Consider the following 24,127-nt stretch of genomic DNA (forward strand, 5'->3'; position numbering starts at 1 on the left):
CTCTACCGCACATGCCCAGGTTGGCCCGATTTGAGGTTGCTTAATACAATGGAGGTGAAACCTTCCTTTTTTGAGGAACACTCCATGACCCGCGCACAAGCCAATGGCCGTTTTGACGTTACGCTGAATCCCGAGCCCCTTAGCGATATCGCTGCGGGGACGGGCCTTGGACGCATGTCCATCAACAAGGCGTTTCACGGTGACCTGGTGGCGACCAGCCAAGGTGAAATGCTGTCCTTCCGTGGCAGTTTGCTGGGGTCGGCGGGCTACGTGGCAATGGAAACCGTGACCGGTACGCTGGGTGGTCGCAAGGGCAGCTTTGTATTGCAGCACAGCTCCACCATGACACGCGGGGTCCCCGAACAGTCCATTCAGGTGGTGCCCGATTCCGCTACCGGGGAGCTTGCGGGACTGGCCGGTCGCCTGGTGATCACGGTCGCGGAAGGTCAGCATTCCTATCGGTTTGACTACTCATTGTCCTGAGATCGGCAGGGAGAGGCGAGGAGGGTCACACCTCTCCTGCAAGCCTCACGGGTAGCTGACCGCCTGCACCCAGTTTGCCCCTTTGCCAGAAGGCGCGCTGGCGCTACGGGTGAGCGTGCCGTGCAGCGGATCGATGGCGTACACACCCACCTCAGGGCTTTTCTCTCCGGTCACCAGCAACCATTTCCCTGAAGGGTCGACGGTGATTCCCCGTGGTTGTTCTTCGACCTTGATGTTCTGCACAAAGCTCAGCTTGCCGCTTTTGCCGTCTACCGAAAAGGCACTGACCGTGCTGCCGGTGCGCTCCGAGGTGTAGAGGAAGCGCCCGTTGGGGGTGAGCTTGATGTCGGCGGCCCAGATCAGGTTGTTCGCCAGCGGCGGCGGTGTCGGTTGGCCTGGTTTGATCATCGGCCTTGCAATGCCACGCACCAGGCCCGAGTCGGCGGGTATGGCATTGACTTCGGACAGCGCTTTCAGGCCTCCGCTCTTCGGGTCGATGGCAAAGGTGGTCACGGTGCCGGCCATTTCGCTCAGCAGGTAGAGAAAGCGGTTGTCAGAGGAGATGACCGGATGGCGCGGACCACTGCCCTTGGGCATGTCGATATGGCCCAGTGGCGTGAGCTTGCCGCTGACGGCGTCGAACTTGAATTCCAGGTACTGATCGGAACCCAGGTTGGCGGCGTACACGAAACGATTGGTCTTATCGACAATGATCGAGTGGGCGTTCGGACCGGTCTTGATCACTTGTCGTACATCATCGCTGACAACGCCCTTGGCATCGATGGCGTTGACGCTGATCAGGTCCTCGCCGTAGGACGCACCGAACAGATAGTGACCGGCCTTGTCCGTCGAGATGTAGGCCAGGCTGTCGGCAACTGTGGCGTTCTTCAGGTGCTTGAGGGCGCCGTTGGCGGGGTTGATGGCGTAGGTTGCGACCGAATAGGGCTTGGCGCGTATGGACGCGTAAAGTTTGCTGTGGTCGGGGCTCAGCGCCAGGGGCATTACGCCAGCTCCGACGTCGGTGGTGGCCAGGGGTTGCAATTGCCCCTTTGCCGACAACGCATAACTACTGAGCGTGCCGTCGGTGGCGTTGGAAACGTAAATGTAGGTATTGGCCCAGGCCACGGGGGCGATCAGCAACAGGGCGGCACTGGCGAATCCTTGCAGGGTTTTGGTTCGGCTCATTTCGGGGACTCTTTATTGTTGTTTTTAATTGTCTGTCATCGTATGACTTGGTTTGATTGTTAAGCGGCCGTGCCTTCCTTGTCAATCCTGAGGTGGATCAGGGAGGGATGTGCCAAAGCGCTGCAAGTCGCCGTCAGAAGCCGTGTGTAAGGGTCGCGTAACTGACAAGAGTTTCACCATCAGCGTACCGGTCCAGAAAGCTTAGGTTCAGGTTGCCGGGCGCAACCTCGATAGCAGACTAACCTTCAGTGCACCGGCCAGTGGCCATGTCGGTGCAGCAGCGCGCCCCAGGGGAGAAATGAGTGAAGCACAGCAAGGGAACAAGAATTCTGCTGGTGGTCGTGGTGCTGGGGCTCCTGGTGGGCGGCTGGGCGCTTTATCACCGTACGAGCAAGCCCAGGGGCAAACCACCGTCGATGGGCGATCCGGTCACCGCCGTCGCCGTCAAACTGATGGATGTGCCGGTGTATATCGATGCCCTGGGCACGGTGACGCCGACCCGCAGCGTGACGGTGGTCAGTCAGGTCTCCGGGATTCTGTCCTCGGTGGATTTCAAGGAAGGGCAACGGGTCAGCAAGGGCCAGGTGGTGGCGCGCATTGATGACCGGGCACTGAAGGCCCAGTTGGCCCAGGCCAAGGGCGTGCTGGCCCACGATCAGGCGGTGCTGGTCAATGCCCAACGTGACCTGGCGCGCTTTCGCGAACTGATCAAGGTCGGCTCGGTCAGTCAACAAACCCTCGATACCCAGGTCGCCACGGTGCAAGAGCAAGTGGGCACGGTCGCGGCGGATGACGGTGCGGTGCAGAACCTGCAAGTGCAGGTGAGTTACTGCACCATCACCTCGCCGGTGGACGGTATCGTCGGGCTGCGCCTGGTGGACCCGGGCAACTTTGTGTCGGCGGGCAGTACCACGGGCATCGCGGTGATCACCCAGATGAACCCGGCGACGGTGGTGTTCGCCGTGCCGGAGGACGATCTGGGCGCCATTGACCAGGCCATGGCCAAGGGCACGGTCGATGTCCTGGCCTATGACCGCAACAAACACAACCTGCTGGCCAGCGGCACCTTGCTGGCCCTGGACAACCAGGTCGATACCACGACGGGCACGGTACGGGTCAAGGCGCAGTTCAACGACAGCGGTAACGCGTTGTTCCCCAATCAGTTCGTCAATGCCCGGCTCAAGGCCGACACCCTGCTGCAGGTCTCCGTGGTGCCGACCCTGGCGATCCAGCACGGCAGCAAGGGTGACTTCGTCTTCGTGGTGCAAGGCAACAAGGCCAGCCTGCGTAATATCAAGAGTGGCCCGGTCAGTGGTGACCTGACGGCGGTACTGGAAAGTGGTGTGAAAGTCGGCGAGCAGGTGATTACCGAAGGTGCCGACAAACTGGACAATGGCTCCGCGGTGAAGGTGGTCAGTCAGTGAGATCAGCGATGCGTCAGACCCTCCGTTTGTGCCGTCCAGGTAGTCACTGCTCATGAACATCTCAAGACCCTTTATCGAACGTCCCATCGCGACCACGCTGTTGATGGTCGCGGTCTTCCTGATGGGGCTGCTCGGCTACCATTTTCTCTCGGTCTCGGCCCTGCCGGAAGTCGACTATCCGACCATCCAGGTCTTCACCCAGTACCCCGGGGCCAGTCCGGATGTGATCAGCTCTTCGATCACCGCGCCGCTGGAGCGTCAGTTCGGCGAGATGCCCGGTCTCAAGTCGATGGGCTCCACCAGTTCCGACGGTGCGTCGGTGATCACCCTGCAATTCGACCTGTCGCTGTCGCTGGATATCGCTGAACAGGAAGTGCAGGCCTCGATCAACGCCGCCGGCACCTTCCTGCCGGCCAACCTGCCGTACCCGCCGGTCTACAGCAAGGTCAACCCGGCTGACGCGCCGGTCCTGACACTGTCACTGACCTCGGATGTGCTGCCGCTGACCAAGATCGAGGACCTGGCCGATACCCGCCTGGCGCAGAAGATTTCGCAGATTTCCGGCGTCGGCCTGGTCACCATCAGCGGTGGCCAGCGTCCGGCGGTGCGGGTCGAGACCAATACCTCGGCGCTCAACAGCATGGGCCTGTCCCTGGAGGATGTGCGCAGCGCCCTGGGCAGCGCCAACGTCAACCAGGCCAAGGGCAATATCGACGGCAAGTTCCAGGCGTTCTCCATCGGCGCCAACGACCAATTGCAATCGGCCGAGGAATACCGCGACCTGGTGATCGCCTACAAAAACGGTGCGCCGATCCGCCTGGCGCAGATCGCCACCTCGATCCAGGGCGCGGAGAACCCGCGGCAGGCAGCCTGGACCAACGACACGCCGTCCATTGTGCTGAATATCCAGCGCCAGCCGGGGGCCAACGTCATCCAGGTGGTCGACCGGGTCCAGCAACTGCTGCCCAAGCTGCGCGCCAGCCTGCCGGGGACCCTCAAGGTCAGCGTGCTGACCGACCGCACCCAGACCATCCGGGCCTCGGTCACCGACGTCCAGTACGAACTGGGGGTCGCGATCTTGCTGGTGGTGCTGGTGATCTTCCTGTTCCTGCGCAATGTGCCGGCCACGGTGATTCCGGCCGTTACCGTGCCCTTGAGCCTGATCGGCACCCTGGCGGTGTCCTACGTCCTGGGCTTTTCCCTGAACAACCTGACCCTGATGGCGCTGACCATTGCCATCGGTTTTGTGGTCGATGACGCCATCGTCATGATCGAAAACATCACCCGCTACCTGGAGGAGGGCGACACGCCGTTGCAGGCCGCGCTCAAGGGGTCGGCACAGATCGGTTTCACCATCATCTCGCTGTCGGTGGCACTGATCGCGGTGATGATCCCGCTGTTGTTCATGGGCGATGTGGTCGGCCGGCTGTTCCGCGAGTTCGCCATGACGGTGGCGGTGACCATCGTGATTTCCGCAATCATTTCCCTGACCCTGACACCGATGATGTGTTCGCGCATGCTACGCAATCACAGCGGCGAGCGCCGCCCGGACTTTTTCGACAAGATCAACAGCTACTACGTGCGGGGCCTGGACTGGGTCTTGGTGCACCGCACCCTGACGCTGATCTCCATTGTCTTCACCGCGCTGCTGACCCTGTTCATCATCGTGATCATGCCCAAGGGCTTTTTCCCCGAACAGGACACCGGGCTGATCCAGGGTATTTCCCAGGGTTCGCCCACCGTATCGTTCCAGCAGATGGAGTTGCAACAGCAGAAGCTTGCGGCACGGATTCTCAAGGACCCGGCCGTGGCGAGCCTGTCGTCCTTCGTCGGTATCGACCAGACCAACCCGACCATCAACCAGGGCAACCTGCTGATCAACCTCAAGGATCGCGGCGATCGCGACAGCGCGGCGACGGTGATTCGTCGGCTGTCAGACGCCAATGCCGATGATTCCGGAGTGCGTCTGTACCTGCACAGCGTGCAGGACCTGACCCTCGATGCGACGATCTCCACCACCAGCTACCGCCTCGGCCTGCAGGCGACTGACCCGCAGACCCTGGAAGAGTGGACCACCAAACTGCTGGCGGCCATCGGCAAGGACCCGCTGTTCAGCGACGTGCAAAGCCAGGCGCTGCAGTTCGGCAATCAGATCCAGATCAATATCGACCGCGCCACGGCCTCGCGCCTGGGCGTCACCCCGCAGGCCATCGATAACGTGCTGTACGACGCCTTTGGCCAGCGCCAGGTGTCGACCATCTACACCCAGCTCAACCAGTATCACGTGGTGATGGCGACCGACCGGCCGCCGCGCAATATCGCCGATCTGCTGACCGGGCTTTATGTCACCACCAGCAGCGGCGCCGTGGCACCCCTGGCGAGCATGGCCACCCAGCAGGTGATTCGCACCCCGATCACCATCAACCGGCTGGGCCAGTTCCCCTATGCCGACATCTCCTTCAACCTGGCCCCCGGACAGACCCTGGGCGCGGCCGTGACGCGCCTGGATCAGATTGAAAAAGACGTCGGCCTGCCCTTGACGGTCCAGGCCAACCTGGAGGGCGCCGCCGCGACCTTCCAGTCCTCGCTGTCAAACCAGATCTTCCTGGTGCTGGCGGCGATTGTCGTGGTCTACCTGATGCTCGGCATTCTCTACGAGAGCTTCGTGCACCCGGTGACCATCCTCTCGACCCTGCTCTCGGCAGCCCTCGGTGCCTTGCTGGCGTTGCTGGTCACCGGCACCCAGTTCGACATCATCGGTTTGATCGGCATTGTGCTGTTGATCGGGATCGTCATGAAAAACGGCATCATGATGGTGGACTTCGCCCTCGAACTGGAGCGCAAGGACGGACTCGACCCGGTGGCGGCGATTCGCAAGGCGGCGGAACTGCGTTTCCGCCCGATCCTGATGACCTCCATGGCCTCGCTGTTCGGCGCGGTGCCGCTGGCCCTGGGCACGGGCATCGGTTCCGAGCTGCGCCATCCGCTGGGCATCGCGATCATCGGCGGGCTGTTGCTCAGTCAGTTACTGACGCTGTTCTCCACACCGGTGATTTTCCTGGCGATGAATCAGCTGGAACGGCGCTTCAGCAAGCGTCAAGCCGAGACCGAGGGCTGATGCCATGAACATCAGCGCGCCGTTTATCCAACGTCCGATTGCAACCATTTTGCTGGCGGTCGGCCTGGCCCTGTTTGGCGGGCTGGCGTTCCTGCTGTTGCCGGTGGCGCCGTTGCCGCAAGTGGACTTCCCGACCATCAGCGTGCGGGCCTCGTTGCCCGGCGCCGATCCGGAAACCGTCGCCACCTCGGTGGCGACGCCGCTGGAACGGCAGTTCGGGCAGATCGCCGGGGTCACCCAGATGACCTCGTCGAGCAACCTGGGCTCGACCCGTATCAACCTGCAATTCGACCTGAGTCGCAATATCGACGGCGCCGCCCGCGATGTGCAGGCCGCGATCAACGCCGCCCGCAGCAGCCTGCCCAGCGATCTGGCGGGTAATCCGACCTACCGCAAGGTCAACCCGGCCGACTCGCCGATCATGATCATCAGCCTGACCTCCGACAGCGCCACGCCGGGCCAGATGTATGACGTGGCCTCGACCTTGCTGGAGCAGAAACTGCTGCAAACCAGTGGGGTTGGCGACGTGACGGTCGGCGGCGGGGCGCTGCCGGCGGTGCGGATCGAGCTCAACCCGGACCGGCTCAACCATTACGGCGTGAGCCTGGAGCAAGTCCGCGGGGTGATCACCGCCTCGAACGCCAACCTGCCCAAAGGCGCGTTGTCCATTGGCGATCGTTCCTACGGGATCGGCGCCAACGACATGCTGCTCAAACCCGAGGATTACGCGCCGCTGGTGGTCAAGCAAAGCAACGGCGACGTGGTGCATATTTCCGACCTGGGCTATGTCCGTGAGGATGTCGAGGACCTGCGCAACTTCGGCCTGTCCAACGGCCGGCCGGCAGTGCTACTGGTGGTGTTCAAGCAGCCAGGGGCCAACGTCATCGAGACGGTGGATGCGGTCAAGGCATCGTTGCCGTTCCTGCAAAGCTCGATTCCGGCCTCGATCAAGCTCAATATCCTGCTGGATCGCACCACCACCATCCGCGCGTCATTGCACGATGTTGAAGTCACCTTGCTGGCGTCGATTTTCCTGGTGACCCTGGTGACCTTCGGTTTCTTCCGCGACTGGCGCAGCACCCTGGTACCGGCCATCGTCGTGCCGTTGTCGTTGCTCGGCACCTTTGGCGCCATGTATTTCCTCGGTTACAGCCTGAATAACCTGTCGCTGATGGCGCTGACCATTTCCACCGGCTTCGTGGTGGACGATGCGATCGTCATCGTGGAAAACATCATGCGGCACCTGGAACGCGGCGAAAGCCGGGTGCAGGCGGCACTGGCCGGGGCCCGGGAGGTCGGCTTTACGGTGTTGAGCATCAGTGTGTCGCTGATCGCCGTGTTTATTCCGTTGCTGATGATGGGCGGTATCGTCGGGCGGCTGTTCCGCGAGTTCTCCATCACGCTGTCGGTGGCGATCCTGATTTCGATGCTGATCTCCCTGACCGTGACGCCGATGCTCTCCAGCATCCTGCTGCGCCCGAGCCAGGAGACCGGTTCGGATCACGAATACCCGGATTCGCGCTTCCATCGGTTCTATGACCGGACCCTGGTCTGGGTCGTCGAACATTCTGCACTGATGGGGCTGTTGACCCTGCTGGTTATCGTGCTCGCCGGCGTACTCTATGTGCTGGTGCCCAAGGGCTTCTTTCCCCAGGAAGACACCGGGCGCCTGCAGGGCAGTATCATTGCGCCGCAAAGCATTTCCTATGCGGCGATGCAGGAAGCCTTCAGCAAGATCAACCAGACTGTCTCCAAGAACCCGAATATCCAGACCGTCGGTGGTTTTATCGGCGGTGGTGGGGGCGGTGGCGGTGCGATCAACAGCGGGCAGATGTTCATTGCGCTCAAGCCGATAGGAGAGCGCAAGGACGGTGCCGACCAGATCATCGCCCAGATACGCAAGGCCCTCGGCGAACTGCCGGGGACCCGGCTGTACCTGCAATCGGCCCAGGACATCACCGTCGGTGGAAGGCAGAGCGGGGCGCAATACCAGTACACCCTGACCGCCGATGACCAGGACACCCTGGACGAATGGGTGCCCAAGGTCGTGGCCGTGCTGCACACCTTGCCGCAACTGACCGATATCAACACCGACCAGCAGGACAACAGCCTGCTGGCGAATATCAATATCAGCCGCGATACCGCCGCTCGCCTGGGGGTCAATATCGGCAATATCGACCAGACCCTCTACGACGCCTTCGGCCAGCGCCAGGTCTCGACCATCTACAAGGCGGCCAACCAGTACCATGTGGTGATGGAAGTGGCGCCGCCGTACTGGACCGATCCGTTGGCCCTCAAGTCGATCTATGTCCCGACCGGGGCCGTGGCGTCCAGCCAGACGGGGGGGGCGGCGACGCCACCAACGCTGGTGCCGCTGTCGGCCTTGTCGGGTACCGGCATCCAGCGCACGGCGATCTCCATTGCCCACCAGGGTACCTTCCCGGCGGTGACGGCCTCGTTCAACCTGGCGCCCGGTACCTCCATCGGCCAGGCCACGGCACTGGTGGAAAACGCCGTGGCCCAGTTGCGCATGCCGGCCAGTGTGGTCGGGCAATTCGCCGGCACGGCCCAGGTGTTCCAGTCATCGGTGGCCAGCGAGCCGCTGTTGATCGTTGCCGCGTTGTTGTCGGTGTATATCGTGCTGGGGATTCTCTACGAGAACCTGATGCACCCGCTGACCATCCTTTCGACCTTGCCGTCGGCCGGTGTCGGTGCGCTGATCGCCTTGCTGCTGACCGGCACCGAACTGTCGATCATTGCCCTGGTGGGGGTGATCCTGCTGATCGGGATCGTCAAGAAGAACGCGATCATGATGATCGACTTCGCCATTACCGAGCGGGTCCAGCACGGGCGCAGTGCCCGTGAGGCGATTCACCGCGCCTGCCTGATCCGCTTCCGGCCGATCATGATGACCACCCTGGCGGCCATTCTCGGCGCCTTGCCGCTGGTCCTGGGCAGTGGCTACGGTTCGGAATTGCGCCGGCCCCTGGGGATTTCCATTATCGGTGGGTTGCTGCTCAGCCAATTGCTGACGCTCTACACCACACCCGTTATTTATCTGTGGCTGGACAGCGCTTCCGAGCGGCTGCGTCGGCGCGGCAAGGAGTCTTGAAAATGCTGATGGTTCGACACGCCCCGTACCTGGTCCTGCTGCTCAGCCTGAGCATCAGTGGCTGCATGGTCGGGCCGGATTACCAGAAACCGCCAATCGAACTGCCGCAGACCTTCAAGGAAGGCGCGCAATGGCAGCGGGCGGCCGCCAATCCCCAGGGTGCATTGAACAGCCAGTGGTGGCTGGATTATCACGACCCGGTTCTCAACGACCTGATGGTTCGAGCGGCCAAGGCCAACCAGTCGATTGTTTCCGCCGAAGCGGCTTACCGCCTGGCCCAGGCGCAGGTCGCTTCCAGCCGGGCCGGGCTCTGGCCGACGGTGACCGCCGGCTTGTCCGGTTCCCGTGGGGTGGGCAAGAGCGGGAGCAGCGGCACGACGTCGAGCGCTTCGGGTGGCTCGGTCGAACAAAGTGTCAGCGCCACCCTCGGCGCCAGTTGGGAGCCGGACCTGTGGGGGCTGGTACGGCGCGGCATCGAATCGAGCCAGGCGTCGGCCCAGGCCTCCGATGCGCTGTTGGCCGGCGTGCGGTTGTCCATCGGTGGCAGTGTCGCCAGCAACTACTTCGGCATCCGCCAGCTGGATATCGATATCCGCCTGTTGGATGAACAGCAGCGGATCAATCAGCAGTTGCTGGACATCACCCAGGCCGCCTTCACCCAGGGCACCGCGTCCAACGACCAACTGCTGGTGGCCCAGGACCAGTTGACCACGGTAGTGGCGGCCTTGCAGACCTCCCAGCGTTCGCGGGAGCAGTTCGAGCATGCCCTGGCGGTGCTGGTGGGCGTGGCGCCGGCGCAGTTCAGCCTGGCACCGGTCGACAGTTTTGCCTTCAACCTGCCGGCGACGCCGTTGAACCTGCCGTCCGGGTTGTTGCAACGGCGTCCGGACGTGGTCGCCGCCGAACGTTCGGTGGCCGCAGCCAATGCGAAAATCGGCGTTGCCGACGCGGCGTTCTATCCCAATCTCGACCTGACGGCCCAGGTTGGCTACACCGGCAGCGCCCTGGGCGGCTTGTTCTCGTTGCCGAACCGGATCTGGAGTGTCGGCCCGGCGCTGGCCGAGACCCTGTTCGACGGCGGTGCGCGCTCGGCTGCGGTCAAGGAGGCCGAGGCCAGCTATGACGAGGAAGTCGCCAACTATCGCGGCACGGTGCTCAGCGCCTTGCAGAACGTGGAAGACAACCTCTCGGCGCTCAATCACCTGCAGACCCAGGCCCAGTCCTACCAGCAGATTTACCAGCGCAACCAGCAACTGTTCGGCAGCCAGCAGGCCCAGCAGAAGGCCGGGACGGTCAGCCTGCAAGACGTGTTGACCCAGCAACTGATCCTCTTGCAGACCGAACAGAGCCTGCGCGACACCCAGGGTCAGTTGACCCAGGGCAGCGTCAGCTTGATCCAGAGCCTTGGCGGCGGCTGGCAGGAGGCCCCTTTGCCCGCCAAGTGAGGCGTCATGGCCTATGCCGGTCTATCTCAAATCTGGCCGAAATGTGTGGCGAGCCCTGATGTCAGTCAGTTAAGGCCGTTCATGCCGAGCACGGTCTTGTGGCGAGCGGGCTTGCCCGCGCTCGGCTGCGCAGCAGTCGTAAAACCTGACTCCTCGCTGTGTCAGGCACAACGAATTCTCTGGTTTAAGGGGCGCTTCGCACCCCAGCGCGGGCAAGCCCGCTCGCCACAAGGCTCGGCCAGCCTTTAAGATGCACGCGCCCCAAGCGGTTTCTTTTATTCAACGAGCCTGAGCATGCCCTTTACGCACACAACCGGAGCATTGGCACCGCAGAGCGCCCTCGGTTATCAGGAGGCGATTTTTCCTCTGGTATCTCGTTCCTTCGCCCTCACCATCCCGCAATTACCGGCGCCGTTGAACACGGTCATGACCACCGCCTACCTGCTGTGTCGGATCGCCGACACCATCGAAGACGAGCCGGCCTTGTCGGTTTCCGAGAAACAGCAGTATGAAACGACGTATATCCGGGTGGTCCTTGGGGAGGTCGATGCCCGGCAGTTCTGCGAGGCGCTGACCCCTCGGCTGTCCGAGGCCAGTTCAGCGGCGGAACGGGCGTTGCTGGGCCAGCTGCCCCGGGTGCTTGAGGTCTTGCGTACGCTCGACAAGTCCCAGCAGGCGGCCATTGTGCAGTGCCTGCGGGTGATGTGCCCGGGCATGGGCGACTTCCAGCGTGCCGCCGGCCTGCAGGGGCTGCCAACCTTGGCCGAGCTCAAGCGCTACTGTTATTGCGTGGCCGGGGTGGTCGGTGAAATGTTCACCGAGTTGTTCTTCAGCTTTGCTCCGGAACTGGCGGCTCACCGGGCGCGCATGGACTCCCTCGCGCCGTCGTTCGGCGAGGGTTTGCAACTGACCAATATTCTCAAGGACCAATGGGAAGACCGTCAGCGCGGCGTCTGCTGGTTGCCGCAGGATCTGTTCGCACGCCATGGCGTGGACCTGCTGTCATTGCAGGCGAGTACGCAGCCCGGTTATGGGCCGGCGCTGAGCGAACTGATCGGTATCGCTCATGCCCAGCTGCGCCAGGCCTTTGACTACACGCTGTTGATCACCCCCGAGCATCGCAGCCTGCGGTTCTTCTGCCTGCACTCCATTGGTTTGGCGATACTGACGTTGCGCAACCTGCATCGCCGGGCCGACTTTCACTGCGGCGCGCAAGTGAAGGTGTCCCGAGGGCTGGCCGCGGCGGCCTTCAAGACCCTGAGTGCCTTGAGTGCCGATGACGCCGGCTTGCGGACGCTGTTTGAGCGGGCGACACGTTCGTTACCGCTGGCCCGTCCCTGAAGCGGGTGTTGAGGTAATATGCCGACGAAACAGGTCCGCCGCGTTCGATAAGGTTCGTATGTCCTTGAGTTTTTCTGCCCGCAGGCTGATTCCCCTTGGCCTGCTCCTGCTGTTCAGCGGCTGCCAGCCCGAACCCGCAACGGCCCTCGACCAACAACTCTACATCTGGCAACGCCAATGGCGTCCGGTCCATGAGCAGGCCCTGGCGCAGAGCCGCGCCGATTTCTCGACCTTGCGCGTCCTCGCACTTCAAGCCCAGCCCAAGGCCGGGTGGAGCAGGGCGCAGGTGGACTTGGCACAACTCAAGGCCGATGGCCGGCCGGTGATCGCGGTGGTGCGTCTCGATGGTCAGCTTCCGGCCCTGGATCTGGACCTGGCGCGCACACAGATTGCCCAGTTGCTCGAAGCTTGGCAGGCCGGCGGTGTGACGCCCGCCGGGCTGGAAATCGACCATGACAGCGGCAGCGCGCGCCTGTCGGGCTATACCGATTTCCTGGTCAAGCTGCGCGGCCTGCTGCCATCCTCATTGAAACTGAGCATTACCGCCTTGCCGGCGTGGCTCGACAGCCCGCAGTTGCCGGCCCTGTTGCAGGCGGTGGACAGCAGCGTGTTGCAAGTCCACGCCGTGAGCAACCCCAGGCTTGGCCTGTTCAATCCCGGACAAGCCAGGGACTGGGCTGATCGCTGGGGCCGGGTCAGCGACAAGCCGTTTTACCTGGCGTTGCCGGCGTACGGCATCGCCTTGCTGCCGGACGATCAGGGCGGGCTCGTGGTGGAAAGCGAAGTGCCGCTGAACCAGGGCGGTGAGCGCCGCGAGCTGTTGGCCGATCCGCAGCAACTGGCAACCCTGGCCCAACAACTGCGCAGCAAACCGCCGGCGCACCTGGCCGGGTTGATCTGGTTTCGCCTGCCGCTACCCGGTGATCGCCGGGCCTGGAGCCTGACGACCTTGCGTGCGGTGGCCCGTGGCGAGACGCTCTCGAGCCGATGGCAAGTTGAACTGTCGGCCCGAGACGGTCTCTACGACATAGCATTGGCCAACCTCGGCAATCTCGACCAGCCGCTGCCCGAGCGGGTGGTACTCAACGCCGAGCAGTGTGATGGCGTCGACGGCATCAATGGCTATACCTTGCAGCAAACCTCGAAGCAGCTCATTTTTACCCGCCAGTCCAGCGCGCGCATTGCCGCCGGTGGCCAACGTGCGCTCGGCTGGGCGCGCTGTACCCGAATCGATCAAGGAGCGTGGAATGTCTACCCGTAACTGGCCTCGGCACATGCTGTGCCTGTCCCTCAGTCTGCCGCTGTCGGCATTGGCCTGCGGCCCGGACTTCCCCTTGCGCCTGCTGAACGATCGAGCACAGTCCCTGGCCGATCTTCCGGAAACCAACTTCGCCTTCGAAGTCACGCGCTTCGCGCAAGCCGTCACGGGCTTGAAAGCGGCGACCGAGGCGACCCTCACGCCGTACTGGGAAAGCGACGACAGCAACAAGCCTTATCGCGAGCAACGGGACAAGGTGGAGGCCAGTGAGCTGCCGGAAAACCTGCGGGCCGAGGTGACGCGCCTGCGCAATCTGCAAGACCCGCAGCAGGTGGAAACCCAGGGCGCGAGCCTGCCGGCCGAACTGCGCCTGTACACCGCCGGTGCCGTGGCCTTCGAGGCTGGTGACGCGCAACGGGCCGTGGACTACTTTCGCCAGGTCCTGGCGTTGCCGGCCGATCAGCGCAAACTGCGTAGCACCTGGGCCGCGTATTCCCTGGGACGGTCTTTGGTCGCCCTGAGTGTCCAGGCTCAAGCTGGCCCCGACGGCGCCGAGGGTAGCGCTCCGGCTGCGGTGGTCACCGATGCCCAGTTGCTGGCCCAGGCCCGGCTTGCATTCCAGCAGACACGGGCCTTGAGTGCCGGGGATTTCAGCGATCCACTGGAACTGGGGATTGCCAGTCTCGGTGAGGAGGCCCGACTGGCCCTGCTCGACAACGACTGGGATGGCGCCATCGCGCTGTATGCCAGCCAGAGCCAGTTGGGGTCCAACACCGGTTACTCCTCGCTGTTGCAGGTCGTTGGTGAGTTGACGAAGAAGCCGGATGCCGAATTGAGCACCTTGCTCAAGGATAAAAATGTCCAGATGCTGGTGACCGCGTATGTGTTGAGCCGTGGCGGTGAATCTTTCGATGAGCAGCCGGAGCAGCAAAAGCGGCTTTCCAAGGTGTTGCTGGCGAGTGTTGCCGGTAGTGTGGACAACGCCGATCGCCTGGCGGCCCTGAGCTATCAGAAGGGTGACTACGCAGGGGCCAAGACCTTTGTCGAACATGCCGGCGATGGCGGCCTGGCCTGGTGGGTACGGGCCAAGCTGGCGCTGCGCGACGGCGACAAGGTTCAGGCCGCAGCCGCTTATGCCAAAGCGGCCCAGGCCTTTCCCAAGGATGAAGCCTGGGGCTCGCGGCGGGCGCCGGACTGGAGCTTCGAGACCGTGCAGCCCGGCTGCCGGGTCGAGGGTGAAAGCGCAATTCTCGCGCTGGACCGTGGCGACTACCTGCAAGCGTTCGACCAGCTCTACCGCAGCCAGGATATCTACTGGCTGGATGCCGCGACGGTGGCCGAGCGAGTACTGAGCACCGACGAGCTGAAAACCTACGTCGATGCCCATGTGCCCGCGCCGCCGGCGGCCAAGCTCGAGGACAAGGATAACTACGTGCGACGTCCGGTGGCCGCGCGGTTGCGCGAACTGCTCGCGCGTCGCCTGTTGCGCGAGGGGCGCTTTGATGAGGCGCCGCAGTATTTCGATAGCCCCGAGTTGCAGGCCACGGCGCAGGATTATGGTCGTGCTCGCCAGCAAGCGGTGTCGCGCTGGACCTCCACCGGGCGCGCCGAATCGCTATTTGCCGCCGCCACCTTGGCGCGCAAGTCAGGCATGGAAATCCTCGGCTACGAGATGGCGCCGGATTACCGCTCCCTGGACGGTTACTACAGCCTGGATGTGCCCCCGTTGCAGCCGGCTCCGTTTCTCGAAGCCGCGGAAATCCAGCGGCAACAGGCTACCGTGGCCAAGCCCGACCGGCGTTATCACTATCGCTGGATCGCGATGGACCTGGCCAACCAGGCCGCCGATCAGTTGCCCCACAGCAGCCAGGCGTTTGCCGCGGTGTTGTGCAAGGCGGCGAGTTGGGTGGCGGGGAGCGACGAGGAAATCCAGCTTTACCAGCGTTATGTCGAGCAAGGCCCGTATGTGAGCTGGGCGACGAATTTCGGCCAGCAGTGTCAGGAGCCGAACTTCGACCAGGCCAACAAGCGTTACCTGACCCAGCCGCTGAACGCCGTGCGTTCGGCGTTGCGACCTTACAAGGTGCTGTTGATCGTCGGTGTTCTGGCGGTGCTGGGCGCGGTGGCGGGATTGTGGGTGCGTCGGCGTAAAGCGAAGCTTTGAGGCAGGGTGGGCCGAGGCGTGCTATTGCTTAGGGATGCATCGCCTTGAACTTTTCATGAAGTTGGCGGCTCTGGTGCTTCATGTATTGCCCACAGACCCAAGAGGTGACGATATGCCGGTCAAGCACGATTTGCTCGCGGACCTGAAGTTGGACAAAGAGGCGCTTGCGCAGCACAGGAGCAAGGATCCGAGGCTCAACCAGTTGCTTGATCAGTACGACGATATCGACAAGGAAGTGCTGGCGGCCGAATCGGCCCAGGCGGCGGATGATCCGTTGAGGGTGCTGAAGGAGCGGCGACTGAAAGTGAAGAACCAGATCGTCGAGCGTCTCCAGGCGCTTTGATCCGGGTGGCAGCCTTGGTGCGCTTGCTGACGCCATCGCCAGCAAGCCGGCTCCCACCGTTCGGGGCCACGCCACAAATTACCGTTACTGGCCCGGCCCCTGTAGGAGCGAGCTTGCTCGCGATCAGCCGGCAGGCTGACTTTCAGCTGCGCCCCCGAAATCCCTGACTCAATCGACAGTTTCGATATTCTATTTCCATATATTTCAATATTTTGTAGGCGCTTTATAAAGCTTGTGTAAGGCTATGGGTGAGGCCAGGGAGTGCCGCACCATCGGAGGAAGGTACGCCTGGCCGTTTCCTCCGAGCACCATAAAAACAGGGAGTTTCAATGTCCGTCTTGTTCCAGCCGCTGTATCGGCACATCGTGCCATCCCCGCGTTTTACCCGTCTTGCGCTACCCCTGCTGTTCGGCAGCCTGGCGTTGTTGACCCACAGCGAGACCCAGGCCCAACCGGCCCCTGTCGATGAGTCCGCCCAGGGCGAAACACTCAGCCCCGAGGCCGCACCGCCGGCGAAGCAGGGTGCCTACCTGTCCGACTGGTTCAGCCAGGACCTGACGGTGATCGGCAGCAAGGACATCAGCTTCGGGCCACGCCCGGCTGATGACGTCTACCTGGAGTACGAATACTTCGGCCGCAAAGGCCCGTTCGAGCTGTACGGCTACGTCGATATCCCCAAGGTCTTCGGCGTCGGCAACAGCCACGACCAGGGTGCCTGGGACCACGGCTCGCCAGTGTTCATGGAGCACGAACCACGGATCTCCATCGACGCCCTGAGCGGACGCAGCCTGGCGATCGGCCCGTTCAAGGAATGGTATGTGGCCTTCGACTGGATCTACGACCACGGCAGCCGCACCGCCAACCGCGCCAACACCTTGTACAGCGGCCTGGGCACCGACATCGACACCCATTCGCGGGTCAATCTGTCGGCCAACTTCTATGGCCGCTACCAGTGGGAGAACTACGGGGCGAGCAATGAATATTCGTGGGACGGCTACCGCGCTCAACTCAAATACATCGTGCCCATCGACCACTTCAGCAACGGCGCGTCGCTGACTTATATCGGCTTCACCAACTTCGATTTCGGTTCCGATCTGCACAAGACCGACCCGGCGCGCACCGCCAACGCCACGGTGGCGACCAACGTGCTGCTGTATTCCTTTACACATTTGCGCTTTACGCTGGTGGGCCGCTATTTCCATAACGGCGGCAACTGGCGGGACGGCAGCCAACTGAATTTCGGCGACGACGATTTCCGCGCCCGTTCCAATGGCTGGGGTTATTACGCCGGCGTCGGCTACCAATTCTGAAACCTGAAACCCTCATTGATAGGAACGTTCATGCGCACAGTGACTCGTCATTCCCTGATCGCCGGCCTGCTGCTCGGCAGCCTCGCCGGACAGGCCGCCTGGGCCGCGCCAGCGGCACCGATCAAACCCAAGGTCATGCTTATCACCATGTTCGCGCCGGAAGCCCAGGCCTGGATCGAGCGCCTGGCCCTCAAGCGCGAAATTCCGCTGCCGGGCCTCAGCGCCGAGTACCCGAACATTCACTGCAATGACCAGGACACCTGCCTGTTGGTGACCGGCATGGGCCAGACCAATGCCACGGCGTCGACCCTGGCCCTGGCGTTGTCGCCGCAGTTCGACCTGCGCCAGTCGTATTTCCTGATTGCCGGGATTGCCGGGATCAACCCGCATCAGGGCACCATCGGCACGGCCGCCTGGGCCCACTACCTGGTGGAGTTCGGCACCCAGTGGGAGCTGGATTCGCGGGATGCGCCGAAAGACTGGCCCACCGGCTATATCGGCATCAACACCCGTGGCCCGAACGAAAAACCGCCGCTGGACTACAAGACCGAAGTCTTCGAGCTCAACCCCAAGCTGCAAGCCAAGGCCTTTGCCCTGTCGCATCAGGTCACTTTGAGCGAGAGCAAGGAATCGGCAGCCTGGCGGGTCAAATATCCCTACGCACCGGCCAACCAGGCGCCGGTCGTGACCCAGTGTGACACCCTGGCGGGCAACACCTGGTTTTCCGGGACGCGCCTGAGTGAGCGGGCCGAAGTCTGGACCCGGCTGCTGACGGACAACAAGGGGGTCTATTGCACCACCCAGCAGGAGGACAACTCGACCTACGAAGCCTTGCTGCGGGCGAGCAGGGCCGGGCGGGTGGACATCAACCGCCTGGCGGTGGTGCGTGCCGGCTCGGATTTCGACCGGCCTTATCCGGGTTACAGCGAAGTCGACAACCTGCTCAAGTACGCCGACCAGGGTGGCTTTGTCCCGGCCCTGGAGAACCTGTACCGCGCGGGCAACCCGTTGGTCCAGGCGATTCTCGGCAACTGGAAGGCCTGGGAACACGGCGTTCCCGAGAACTGAGTGGTTCGGTGGGGCGGGTCGCCAGTGCTAAGCTGGCCGCCCCACCGATCGCCCGGAGACCCCCGACCATGCTCAAACCCCTGGCCCTGGCCTTGTTGCTGGCCTGCACCGCCTCGGCGGCAGAGGCCGAACTGCTCGCCGATATGCCGTTGACCTACCAGGCGCAGGCCAATGCCGATACCCATGACCAGCCGCTGGTGATCTTCCTGCATGGTTACGGCAGCAACGAAGACGATCTGTTCGGCATCAAGGACGACCTCCCGGCCAACTACACCGTGCTGTCGGTGCGCGGCCGCCTGGAGCTGGACCTGGGCGCTTATCAATGGTTCCACAAGAAGGTCGGGGCGGCGCAGTATGACGGCGACAGCGACGACCTGCGCCAGAGCGCCGCGGCCATCACCGACTTTGTCACCCGGGTCACCGAGAAGTACCACACCCAGCCGGACAAGGTGTTCCTGGTGGGCTTCAGCCAGGGCGCGATGATGACCTATGAGGTCGCGCTGCGGCATCCCGAGGTCCTGCGCGGTATCGCCTCCCTCAGCGGCCGGGTGCTGCCGGCGTTGCGCGCGGAACTCAAGGGCGGGCCGAAGTACGCCGCGCTGAAGGTGTTTATCGGCCACGGCACGGCCGATCCGCAGGTGCCTTACGCCGGCGCGACCGAGACCCTGGGCGTGTTGAAGGGCCTGTCCATCGAGCCGCAGTTTCATTCCTACCCCGGTGTCGGCCACACCATCAGCGCCACGGAAGTCGAGGATCTGAAAAACTGGATCAGTGCTTCCTTGAAACACTGATCGGCCCATCGTTCTTCCGACTGCACTTGCACGTTGCCCCGGGGTCAGATGCTTGACCCTGTCGGCCATTTGGGAGAAACGATGAGCCAGGATGTCCTCGCGACCGAAACCAACCGCCGTCAATTGCAGCAGATCATCGCCGGCTTGTCCGAAGGCGTGATCCTGATCGAAGTCGACCAGAGCATTCTCTGGGCCAACGAGGCGGTGTTGGCCATGCATGGCGTCAGCCAGCTCAGCGAGCTGGGTGCCAATGCCGAGCAGTACCGCGAACGCTTCAACCTGCGTTATCGCAACAACCATCCGCTGAGCGCTGACCAGTACCCCATTGTCCGGGTCGCCAATGGCGAGACCTTTGACGATGTAGTGGTCGAGATGACTGTCCAGGCTGAAGAGGAACAGCGCCTGTGCGTGTTGCGTATCCGCAGCATGATCCTGACCAACCGCGCCGGCGAACCCGAGTCCCTGGTGCTGATCATCAGCGATGCCAGCGACTGGGCCAGTGCCGAGCAGCGCTTCGAGAAAGCTTTCGGCGCCAACCCGGCACCCGCAGTGATCTGCCGGCTCAGCGACCTGCGTTACGTCAAGGTCAACCAGGGCTTCCTGGAAATGACCGGCTACAGCCGCGAGCAGGTCATCGGCCGCTCGGTCTACGAACTCGATGTGCTCGAGGACGCCGAGCGCCGGGACCTGGCGATCCAGCGCCTGGGGGAGGGCGCGACCATTCCGCAGATGCAAGCCGAGATAAGGCTGGCGGACGGTAGCCGCAAACTGGTGATCGTCGCCGGCCAGCCCCTGGATATCCACGAGGACAGTTGCATGCTGTTTTCCTTCATGGACCTGGAGCCACGGCGCAAGATCGAAATCGCCTTGCGCCAGAGCGAAGAGCGTTTTGCCAAGGCCTTTCGCCTGACGCCGGTACCGACCCTGCTCTGCAGTGCGGACAACCAGGAGTTGATGGACGCCAACGAAGCCTTCCTGAACATCACGGGTTATTCCGCCGAAGCATTGCTCGGGCACAGCGTCCAGGCCGTGGGATTTATCGAGGACACCGGGGTGTGCGAGCAGCTGTTCGTGGCCCTGGAAAAAGCCGGTAGCCTGGAGGGCCTGGACCTCAGGATCCGCCAGAAAGACGGTGAGCCCATCGATTGCGTGCTGTCGGCCGACACCGTGCTGATCCAGGACGCACCATGCTACCTGCTGGTGCTGACCAATATCACCGAGCGCAAGCGTTCGGAGCAGGAGTTGGTAGCGGCCATCGAGGCGGCGATGCAGGACGCGTCCTGGTTCAGCCAGAAACTGATCGAAAAGCTCGCCACGGTGAAAAATGTCAGCGCGCCCAACCTGGCGGGCTTTTCCTTCGCCGACCTGACGCCCCGTGAGCGCGATGTGCTGGGCTTGATCTGCGAAGGTCTGGCGGACAAGGAAATTGCCGCGCGGCTCAAACTGGCCCTCAATACCGTGCGCAATCACGTGGCCACGGTGTACTCCAAGCTGTCCGTGCACAGCCGCAGTGAGGCGATTGTCTGGGCCCGCGAGCGTGGCCTGTTTGTCAGCAAGCGCTGACGGTGCAAATGCACCAGTGCCACCAGTGCATATACGGGTGTATAAGCGCCCCCGGTTTTTCTTAGCATGGTTGCCTGACGCGCGGGCGGGCCGCCCGCGTGACGAATAACCAGGTACGGGACTCACCGGTGTGCTCTCTCTAATGGAACTACGTAGCTTGCTCGAAAAGGGCTTTGCGCCCCTGGCCTGTGAATGTGTGCCGGGCGACGCTTCGCTGAGCGTCCGGGTCTATGATCCCGAGAGCGGGCGGGTCGACCTGATGGTCACGGGCATTTCCCTTAGCGTGTTGCACCAACGCGAAGGGGCGCTGCGGCTGCTTGAGGAACTGCGCGAGGAGCTTGCGGCCAATACGCTCAAGGCTGAACGGGAGTCCGCTGCCCGTTAGCCGACCCAGTGCAACCCGAGACTGGTTAAATCCTCTGGGCGTGGCAGACTGCCGGCTACCGCGAATCAACCAGGGTGGGGAGAAACAGGATGGACCGGCTGTCGGCGATGGAAACCTTTGTCTGTGTGGTCGAGACCGGCTCGTTCTCGGCGGCGGCCAGGCGGCTCGAGGTCGGCCAACCGGCGGTGTCCAAGACCGTCGCGCAACTGGAGGAGCACCTGGGAGTGCGACTGTTGTTGCGCTCCACCCGGGGACTGACCTCAACCGAAGCCGGTGCGGCGTTTTTCGAGCGGGCCAAGCGCGCCATTGAAGAGGCCAGCGAGGCGGAACTGGCCGCACGGGGCGCCGGCTCCAGCCTGACCGGAACCCTGCGGGTGTGCGCCGCCGTGACCTTTGCGCGGCTGCATGTGCTGCCGCACCTGGGGGGATTCCTGGCTTTGCACCCGGGGCTGGATATTGATGTGGTGCTGGATGATCGCAGCGTCAACCTGGTGGAAGAAGGTATCGACGTGGCGTTGCGCATGGGCGAGTTGAGTGACTCCGGGCTGACGGCGCGCAAGATCGGCGAATGCCCGCGTATGGTGTTGGGCACTCCGGCGTATTTCGAGCAGCAGGGCGAGCCGACGTCACCGGCGCAGCTGGTGGACCATCAAACGGTGATTTATTCGCAGAACGGCGGTGGCACCCACTGGCTGTTCCGCTGTGGCGACAGCGAACAAGCGGTCACTGTGTCGGGGCGGGTGCGGGTATCCGCGGCGGAAGGCGTGCGCACGGCGGTGCTGGCGCACCTGGGGCTGGCCATGTCGTCAGAATGGATGTTCGCCCCGGAACTGGCCAGTGGCGAGGTGCGTCAGGTGCTCCAGGACTGGCAACTGCCGGGCCTGGACCTGTGGGCGGTGTTTCCGAGCGGGCGCATGGCCAGCGCCAAGGCCCGGGCGTTTGTCACTTATGTCGAGCAGTTGCTGGCGAACCCTTGAGGCCGCCACCGCAGTGGCGGCCATGGCTTAACCGCGCAGTGCCGGCAGCAACTCGGACGGATCCGGACGCTGCGTGTAGTCGGGATTCACCTCCGCGTAGAGCAGGATACCGTCCTGACCAATCACGAAACGCCCCGGCATCGGCAAGCTCCAGCTCGGGTCATCGTTGAAGGTCGGCAGGTCGTTGCCAAAACCCTTGTACAGTTCCACCAGATAGTCCGGCAGTTCGAAGCGCAGGCCAAAGGCCGCGGCGACCGCACTGCGGGTGTCGCTGAGGATCGGGAAGCTCAGGTTGTTCTGGCGCACCGATTTGCGGCTGTTGGCTTTGATCTGCGGTGAGATCGCCACCAGATTGGCGCCCAATTCGTGGAAAGACGGCAAGGCTTCCTCAAGCGCCTGCAACTCCATATTGCAGTAAGGGCACCACACGCCCCGGTAGAAACTCACCACCAGCGGGCCCTTGGACAACAGCTCCAGGGAGGAAACCGGATGGCCGTCGGGATCGTCGAGGGTGAAGACCGGGGCTTTGTCGCCGACTTTCAGGGCGCGCTCGGCCAAGCCGCTGGCGATCAGTTCGTCGGTGGCGCGTTTCATCACCGCATGGACCTGGGGCGGTGCGTTGTAAGGCGGTTTGCCGCCGACGAAGTCGGCTTTGAAAGCATCGAGTTTTGCTTGCAGTGTCATGATGGTTTCCTGATAAGTCCCGGTGATTGATCGTTCAATCGCCAGGTCATGGTCACAGGCCGACCGTGGGCCCGGTAGGGAGTGCGTTGGCATAGCTCCTATTCTTGCCAGGAATGCCGGATAATCATTTTCGGCGTGCGGCCATCCGGTCGTTGTGCACCTGACCTCGCGGAGTCTTGAATGGCGTTGCCGGAATCGTCGCTACACACTGAAACCACGGTTCGTTCCAGAATCGTCCTCTGCCTGGTGGTGATCCTGACCGGCATCGGTGCCGGCCTCGGCGGTACGTTGCTGGCGATGCTGTTGCATGCAATCCAGCATTTGGCCTACGGCTATGGCCAGGATAGCCTGACCAGCCATGAAAGTTTCCTGATCGGCGTCAGCAGCGCCTCGACGTCCCGGCGGATTCTGGTCCTGGCGCTCTGCGGCCTGGTGGCGGGTCTGGGCTGGTGGGCGATCTACCGGTTCGGCCGGCCGCTGGTGGGCATCAAGAAAGCCGTGGCGCCCGACGGGCCGGCGATGCCGCCCAAGACCACGGTGTGTCATGCGCTGCTGCAAATCATCACGGTTGCCTTGGGCTCGCCGCTGGGCCGCGAAGTCGCGCCACGGGAGATCGGCGCCCTGGTCGGCGCCTGGTTATCGCGCAAGGCGCAATTGGCGCCCGAAACCCATCGTATGCTGATTGCCTGTGGGGCAGGGGCCGGATTGGCGGCGGTCTATAACGTGCCGTTGGGTGGCGCGGTATTTGTGCTGGAAGGATTACTGGTGGCCTTCAGTTGGCCGGCGGCAATCATGGCCCTGGCGACGTCGGCGATTGGCGCCGCGGTGGCGTGGGTCGGGCTGGGCGCGCAGGTGCAATACGTGGTGCCAAGCCTGACCCTGACACCGGGACTGCTGGCCTGGTCGGTGCTGGCCGGGCCGCTGTTCGGGCTCGGCGCCTATGGTTTCGTGCAACTGACCGGCCGCGCCCGGATCCATGCCGCCCGCGGCTGGCGTTTGCCGCTGCTGTCCTTGATCAACTTCACCCTGATCGGTTGCGTGGCGGTCTATCTGCCCCAGGTGCTGGGTAACGGCAAGGGGCCGGCGCAGCTGGGTTTTGACAGTGAGTTGACCCTGGGGCTGGCGGCCGCCTTGTTGGTGGCCAAGGTGCTGGTGACCAGCGCCAGTTTGCGCGCCGGGGCCGAAGGCGGGCTGTTGACGCCAGCCCTGGCCGTCGGCGCGTTGATGGCGATTCTTCTCGGTGGGCTATGGAGCCTGGCCTGGCCAGGTATCGCCCTGGGGGCGTTTGCCATTGTCGGTGCGGCGGCGTTCCTGGGGGCGTCGATGAGCATGCCGATCACGGCCATTGTGCTGGTGGCGGAGTTCACCCGGATCGATCACGACTTCCTGGTTCCGATCATCCTCGCGGTGGTGGGATCGGTGTGCATGAGTCGTTTGTGTGAAGTGATCGGCCGGCCAAAGCGCTGATTCCCCTGA

Annotated in this window: 18 protein-coding genes; 16 read left to right on the forward strand and 2 right to left on the reverse strand. The window is 63.1% G+C overall.

Annotated elements, in window-relative coordinates; translation table 11 throughout:
* Positions 1-84 precede the first annotated feature (84 nt).
* The gene (locus HX866_RS08100) at positions 85-483 is read left to right on the forward strand and encodes a DUF3224 domain-containing protein (RefSeq protein ID WP_177138894.1); all 399 of its coding nucleotides are present in this window, start codon (positions 85-87) and stop codon (positions 481-483) included.
* A gap of 45 nt (positions 484-528) precedes the next feature.
* On the opposite strand, the gene HX866_RS08105 is transcribed toward HX866_RS08100, so the two are convergent.
* Positions 529-1,668 carry a lactonase family protein gene (locus tag HX866_RS08105; RefSeq protein ID WP_177097812.1) on the reverse strand — a complete coding sequence of 380 codons (1,140 nt, stop codon included), beginning with the start codon at positions 1,666-1,668 and terminating at the stop codon, positions 529-531.
* 416 nt (positions 1,669-2,084) lie between these two features.
* Between HX866_RS08105 and HX866_RS08110 the strand changes: the two genes are divergently transcribed.
* From HX866_RS08110 to HX866_RS08175, 14 genes are all read left to right on the forward strand, one after another.
* On the forward strand, positions 2,085-3,092 hold the full coding sequence (locus tag HX866_RS08110) for an efflux RND transporter periplasmic adaptor subunit (RefSeq protein WP_177102667.1): 1,008 nt from the start codon (positions 2,085-2,087) through the stop codon (positions 3,090-3,092).
* Positions 3,093-3,144: 52 nt separating this feature from the next.
* A complete protein-coding gene (locus tag HX866_RS08115) occupies positions 3,145-6,210 on the forward strand; it encodes an efflux RND transporter permease subunit (RefSeq protein WP_177101912.1) in 3,066 nt (1,021 codons plus the stop codon).
* Between the two features lie 4 nt (positions 6,211-6,214).
* Positions 6,215-9,322, forward strand: a complete 3,108-nt coding sequence (locus HX866_RS08120) for an efflux RND transporter permease subunit (protein ID WP_177124795.1) — start codon at positions 6,215-6,217, stop codon at positions 9,320-9,322.
* Between the two features lie 2 nt (positions 9,323-9,324).
* Positions 9,325-10,767, forward strand: coding sequence for an efflux transporter outer membrane subunit (locus tag HX866_RS08125; RefSeq protein ID WP_256344851.1), 1,443 nt, complete (start codon positions 9,325-9,327; stop codon positions 10,765-10,767).
* 294 nt (positions 10,768-11,061) lie between these two features.
* Complete coding sequence (locus HX866_RS08130) at positions 11,062-12,108, forward strand: squalene/phytoene synthase family protein (RefSeq protein WP_177124796.1); 1,047 nt, start codon at positions 11,062-11,064, stop codon at positions 12,106-12,108.
* Between the two features lie 58 nt (positions 12,109-12,166).
* A complete protein-coding gene (locus tag HX866_RS08135; protein ID WP_177124797.1) occupies positions 12,167-13,369 on the forward strand; it encodes a DUF3142 domain-containing protein in 1,203 nt (400 codons plus the stop codon).
* Positions 13,356-15,530 carry a hypothetical protein gene (locus tag HX866_RS08140; RefSeq protein WP_177138896.1) on the forward strand — a complete coding sequence of 725 codons (2,175 nt, stop codon included), beginning with the start codon at positions 13,356-13,358 and terminating at the stop codon, positions 15,528-15,530. The genes HX866_RS08135 and HX866_RS08140 overlap by 14 nt, the downstream gene beginning before the upstream one ends.
* A 112-nt stretch (positions 15,531-15,642) precedes the next feature.
* Positions 15,643-15,873, forward strand: a complete 231-nt coding sequence (locus HX866_RS08145) for a hypothetical protein (protein WP_177097818.1) — start codon at positions 15,643-15,645, stop codon at positions 15,871-15,873.
* Positions 15,874-16,202: 329 nt separating this feature from the next.
* A complete protein-coding gene (locus HX866_RS08150; protein WP_177138898.1) occupies positions 16,203-17,183 on the forward strand; it encodes a nucleoside-specific channel-forming protein Tsx in 981 nt (326 codons plus the stop codon).
* Between the two features lie 30 nt (positions 17,184-17,213).
* A complete protein-coding gene (locus HX866_RS08155) occupies positions 17,214-18,251 on the forward strand; it encodes a purine-nucleoside phosphorylase (RefSeq protein WP_177101901.1) in 1,038 nt (345 codons plus the stop codon).
* 68 nt (positions 18,252-18,319) lie between these two features.
* Complete coding sequence (locus HX866_RS08160; protein ID WP_177097821.1) at positions 18,320-19,042, forward strand: alpha/beta hydrolase; 723 nt, start codon at positions 18,320-18,322, stop codon at positions 19,040-19,042.
* Between the two features lie 81 nt (positions 19,043-19,123).
* Positions 19,124-20,605, forward strand: coding sequence for a helix-turn-helix transcriptional regulator (locus HX866_RS08165; RefSeq protein ID WP_177138900.1), 1,482 nt, complete (start codon positions 19,124-19,126; stop codon positions 20,603-20,605).
* A 142-nt stretch (positions 20,606-20,747) separates the two neighbouring features.
* Complete coding sequence (locus HX866_RS08170) at positions 20,748-20,990, forward strand: DUF1652 domain-containing protein (RefSeq protein WP_177097823.1); 243 nt, start codon at positions 20,748-20,750, stop codon at positions 20,988-20,990.
* Positions 20,991-21,079: 89 nt separating this feature from the next.
* On the forward strand, positions 21,080-21,967 hold the full coding sequence (locus HX866_RS08175) for a LysR family transcriptional regulator (RefSeq protein ID WP_177097824.1): 888 nt from the start codon (positions 21,080-21,082) through the stop codon (positions 21,965-21,967).
* A 27-nt stretch (positions 21,968-21,994) separates the two neighbouring features.
* Here HX866_RS08175 and HX866_RS08180 read toward each other — a convergent pair whose 3' ends face one another.
* Positions 21,995-22,651 carry a peroxiredoxin-like family protein gene (locus HX866_RS08180; RefSeq protein ID WP_177101892.1) on the reverse strand — a complete coding sequence of 219 codons (657 nt, stop codon included), beginning with the start codon at positions 22,649-22,651 and terminating at the stop codon, positions 21,995-21,997.
* A gap of 180 nt (positions 22,652-22,831) precedes the next feature.
* Here HX866_RS08180 and HX866_RS08185 point away from each other — a divergent pair, with 180 nt between their 5' ends.
* Positions 22,832-24,118 (forward strand): chloride channel protein, encoded by a 1,287-nt coding sequence (locus tag HX866_RS08185; RefSeq protein ID WP_177097826.1) that lies wholly within the window; start codon positions 22,832-22,834, stop codon positions 24,116-24,118.
* Positions 24,119-24,127 lie beyond the last annotated feature (9 nt).

This window comes from Pseudomonas gingeri, from assembly GCF_013386165.1.
Taxonomy (GTDB): domain Bacteria; phylum Pseudomonadota; class Gammaproteobacteria; order Pseudomonadales; family Pseudomonadaceae; genus Aquipseudomonas; species Aquipseudomonas gingeri_C.

What these genes read in the sequence shown, in the direction of transcription:
- HX866_RS08155 (WP_177101901.1), top strand. Translation starts at nt 17,214, where the DNA reads ATGCGCACAGTGACTCGTCATTCCCTGATCGCCGGCCTGCTGCTCGGC.
- HX866_RS08115 (WP_177101912.1), top strand. Translation starts at nt 3,145, where the DNA reads ATGAACATCTCAAGACCCTTTATCGAACGTCCCATCGCGACCACGCTG.
- HX866_RS08160 (WP_177097821.1), top strand. Translation starts at nt 18,320, where the DNA reads ATGCTCAAACCCCTGGCCCTGGCCTTGTTGCTGGCCTGCACCGCCTCG.
- HX866_RS08105 (WP_177097812.1), bottom strand. Translation starts at nt 1,668, where the DNA reads ATGAGCCGAACCAAAACCCTGCAAGGATTCGCCAGTGCCGCCCTGTTG.
- HX866_RS08170 (WP_177097823.1), top strand. Translation starts at nt 20,748, where the DNA reads ATGGAACTACGTAGCTTGCTCGAAAAGGGCTTTGCGCCCCTGGCCTGT.
- HX866_RS08150 (WP_177138898.1), top strand. Translation starts at nt 16,203, where the DNA reads ATGTCCGTCTTGTTCCAGCCGCTGTATCGGCACATCGTGCCATCCCCG.
- HX866_RS08175 (WP_177097824.1), top strand. Translation starts at nt 21,080, where the DNA reads ATGGACCGGCTGTCGGCGATGGAAACCTTTGTCTGTGTGGTCGAGACC.
- HX866_RS08130 (WP_177124796.1), top strand. Translation starts at nt 11,062, where the DNA reads ATGCCCTTTACGCACACAACCGGAGCATTGGCACCGCAGAGCGCCCTC.
- HX866_RS08125 (WP_256344851.1), top strand. Translation starts at nt 9,325, where the DNA reads ATGCTGATGGTTCGACACGCCCCGTACCTGGTCCTGCTGCTCAGCCTG.
- HX866_RS08165 (WP_177138900.1), top strand. Translation starts at nt 19,124, where the DNA reads ATGAGCCAGGATGTCCTCGCGACCGAAACCAACCGCCGTCAATTGCAG.
- HX866_RS08145 (WP_177097818.1), top strand. Translation starts at nt 15,643, where the DNA reads ATGCCGGTCAAGCACGATTTGCTCGCGGACCTGAAGTTGGACAAAGAG.
- HX866_RS08110 (WP_177102667.1), top strand. Translation starts at nt 2,085, where the DNA reads ATGGGCGATCCGGTCACCGCCGTCGCCGTCAAACTGATGGATGTGCCG.
- HX866_RS08120 (WP_177124795.1), top strand. Translation starts at nt 6,215, where the DNA reads ATGAACATCAGCGCGCCGTTTATCCAACGTCCGATTGCAACCATTTTG.
- HX866_RS08135 (WP_177124797.1), top strand. Translation starts at nt 12,167, where the DNA reads ATGTCCTTGAGTTTTTCTGCCCGCAGGCTGATTCCCCTTGGCCTGCTC.
- HX866_RS08180 (WP_177101892.1), bottom strand. Translation starts at nt 22,651, where the DNA reads ATGACACTGCAAGCAAAACTCGATGCTTTCAAAGCCGACTTCGTCGGC.
- HX866_RS08185 (WP_177097826.1), top strand. Translation starts at nt 22,832, where the DNA reads ATGGCGTTGCCGGAATCGTCGCTACACACTGAAACCACGGTTCGTTCC.
- HX866_RS08100 (WP_177138894.1), top strand. Translation starts at nt 85, where the DNA reads ATGACCCGCGCACAAGCCAATGGCCGTTTTGACGTTACGCTGAATCCC.
- HX866_RS08140 (WP_177138896.1), top strand. Translation starts at nt 13,356, where the DNA reads ATGTCTACCCGTAACTGGCCTCGGCACATGCTGTGCCTGTCCCTCAGT.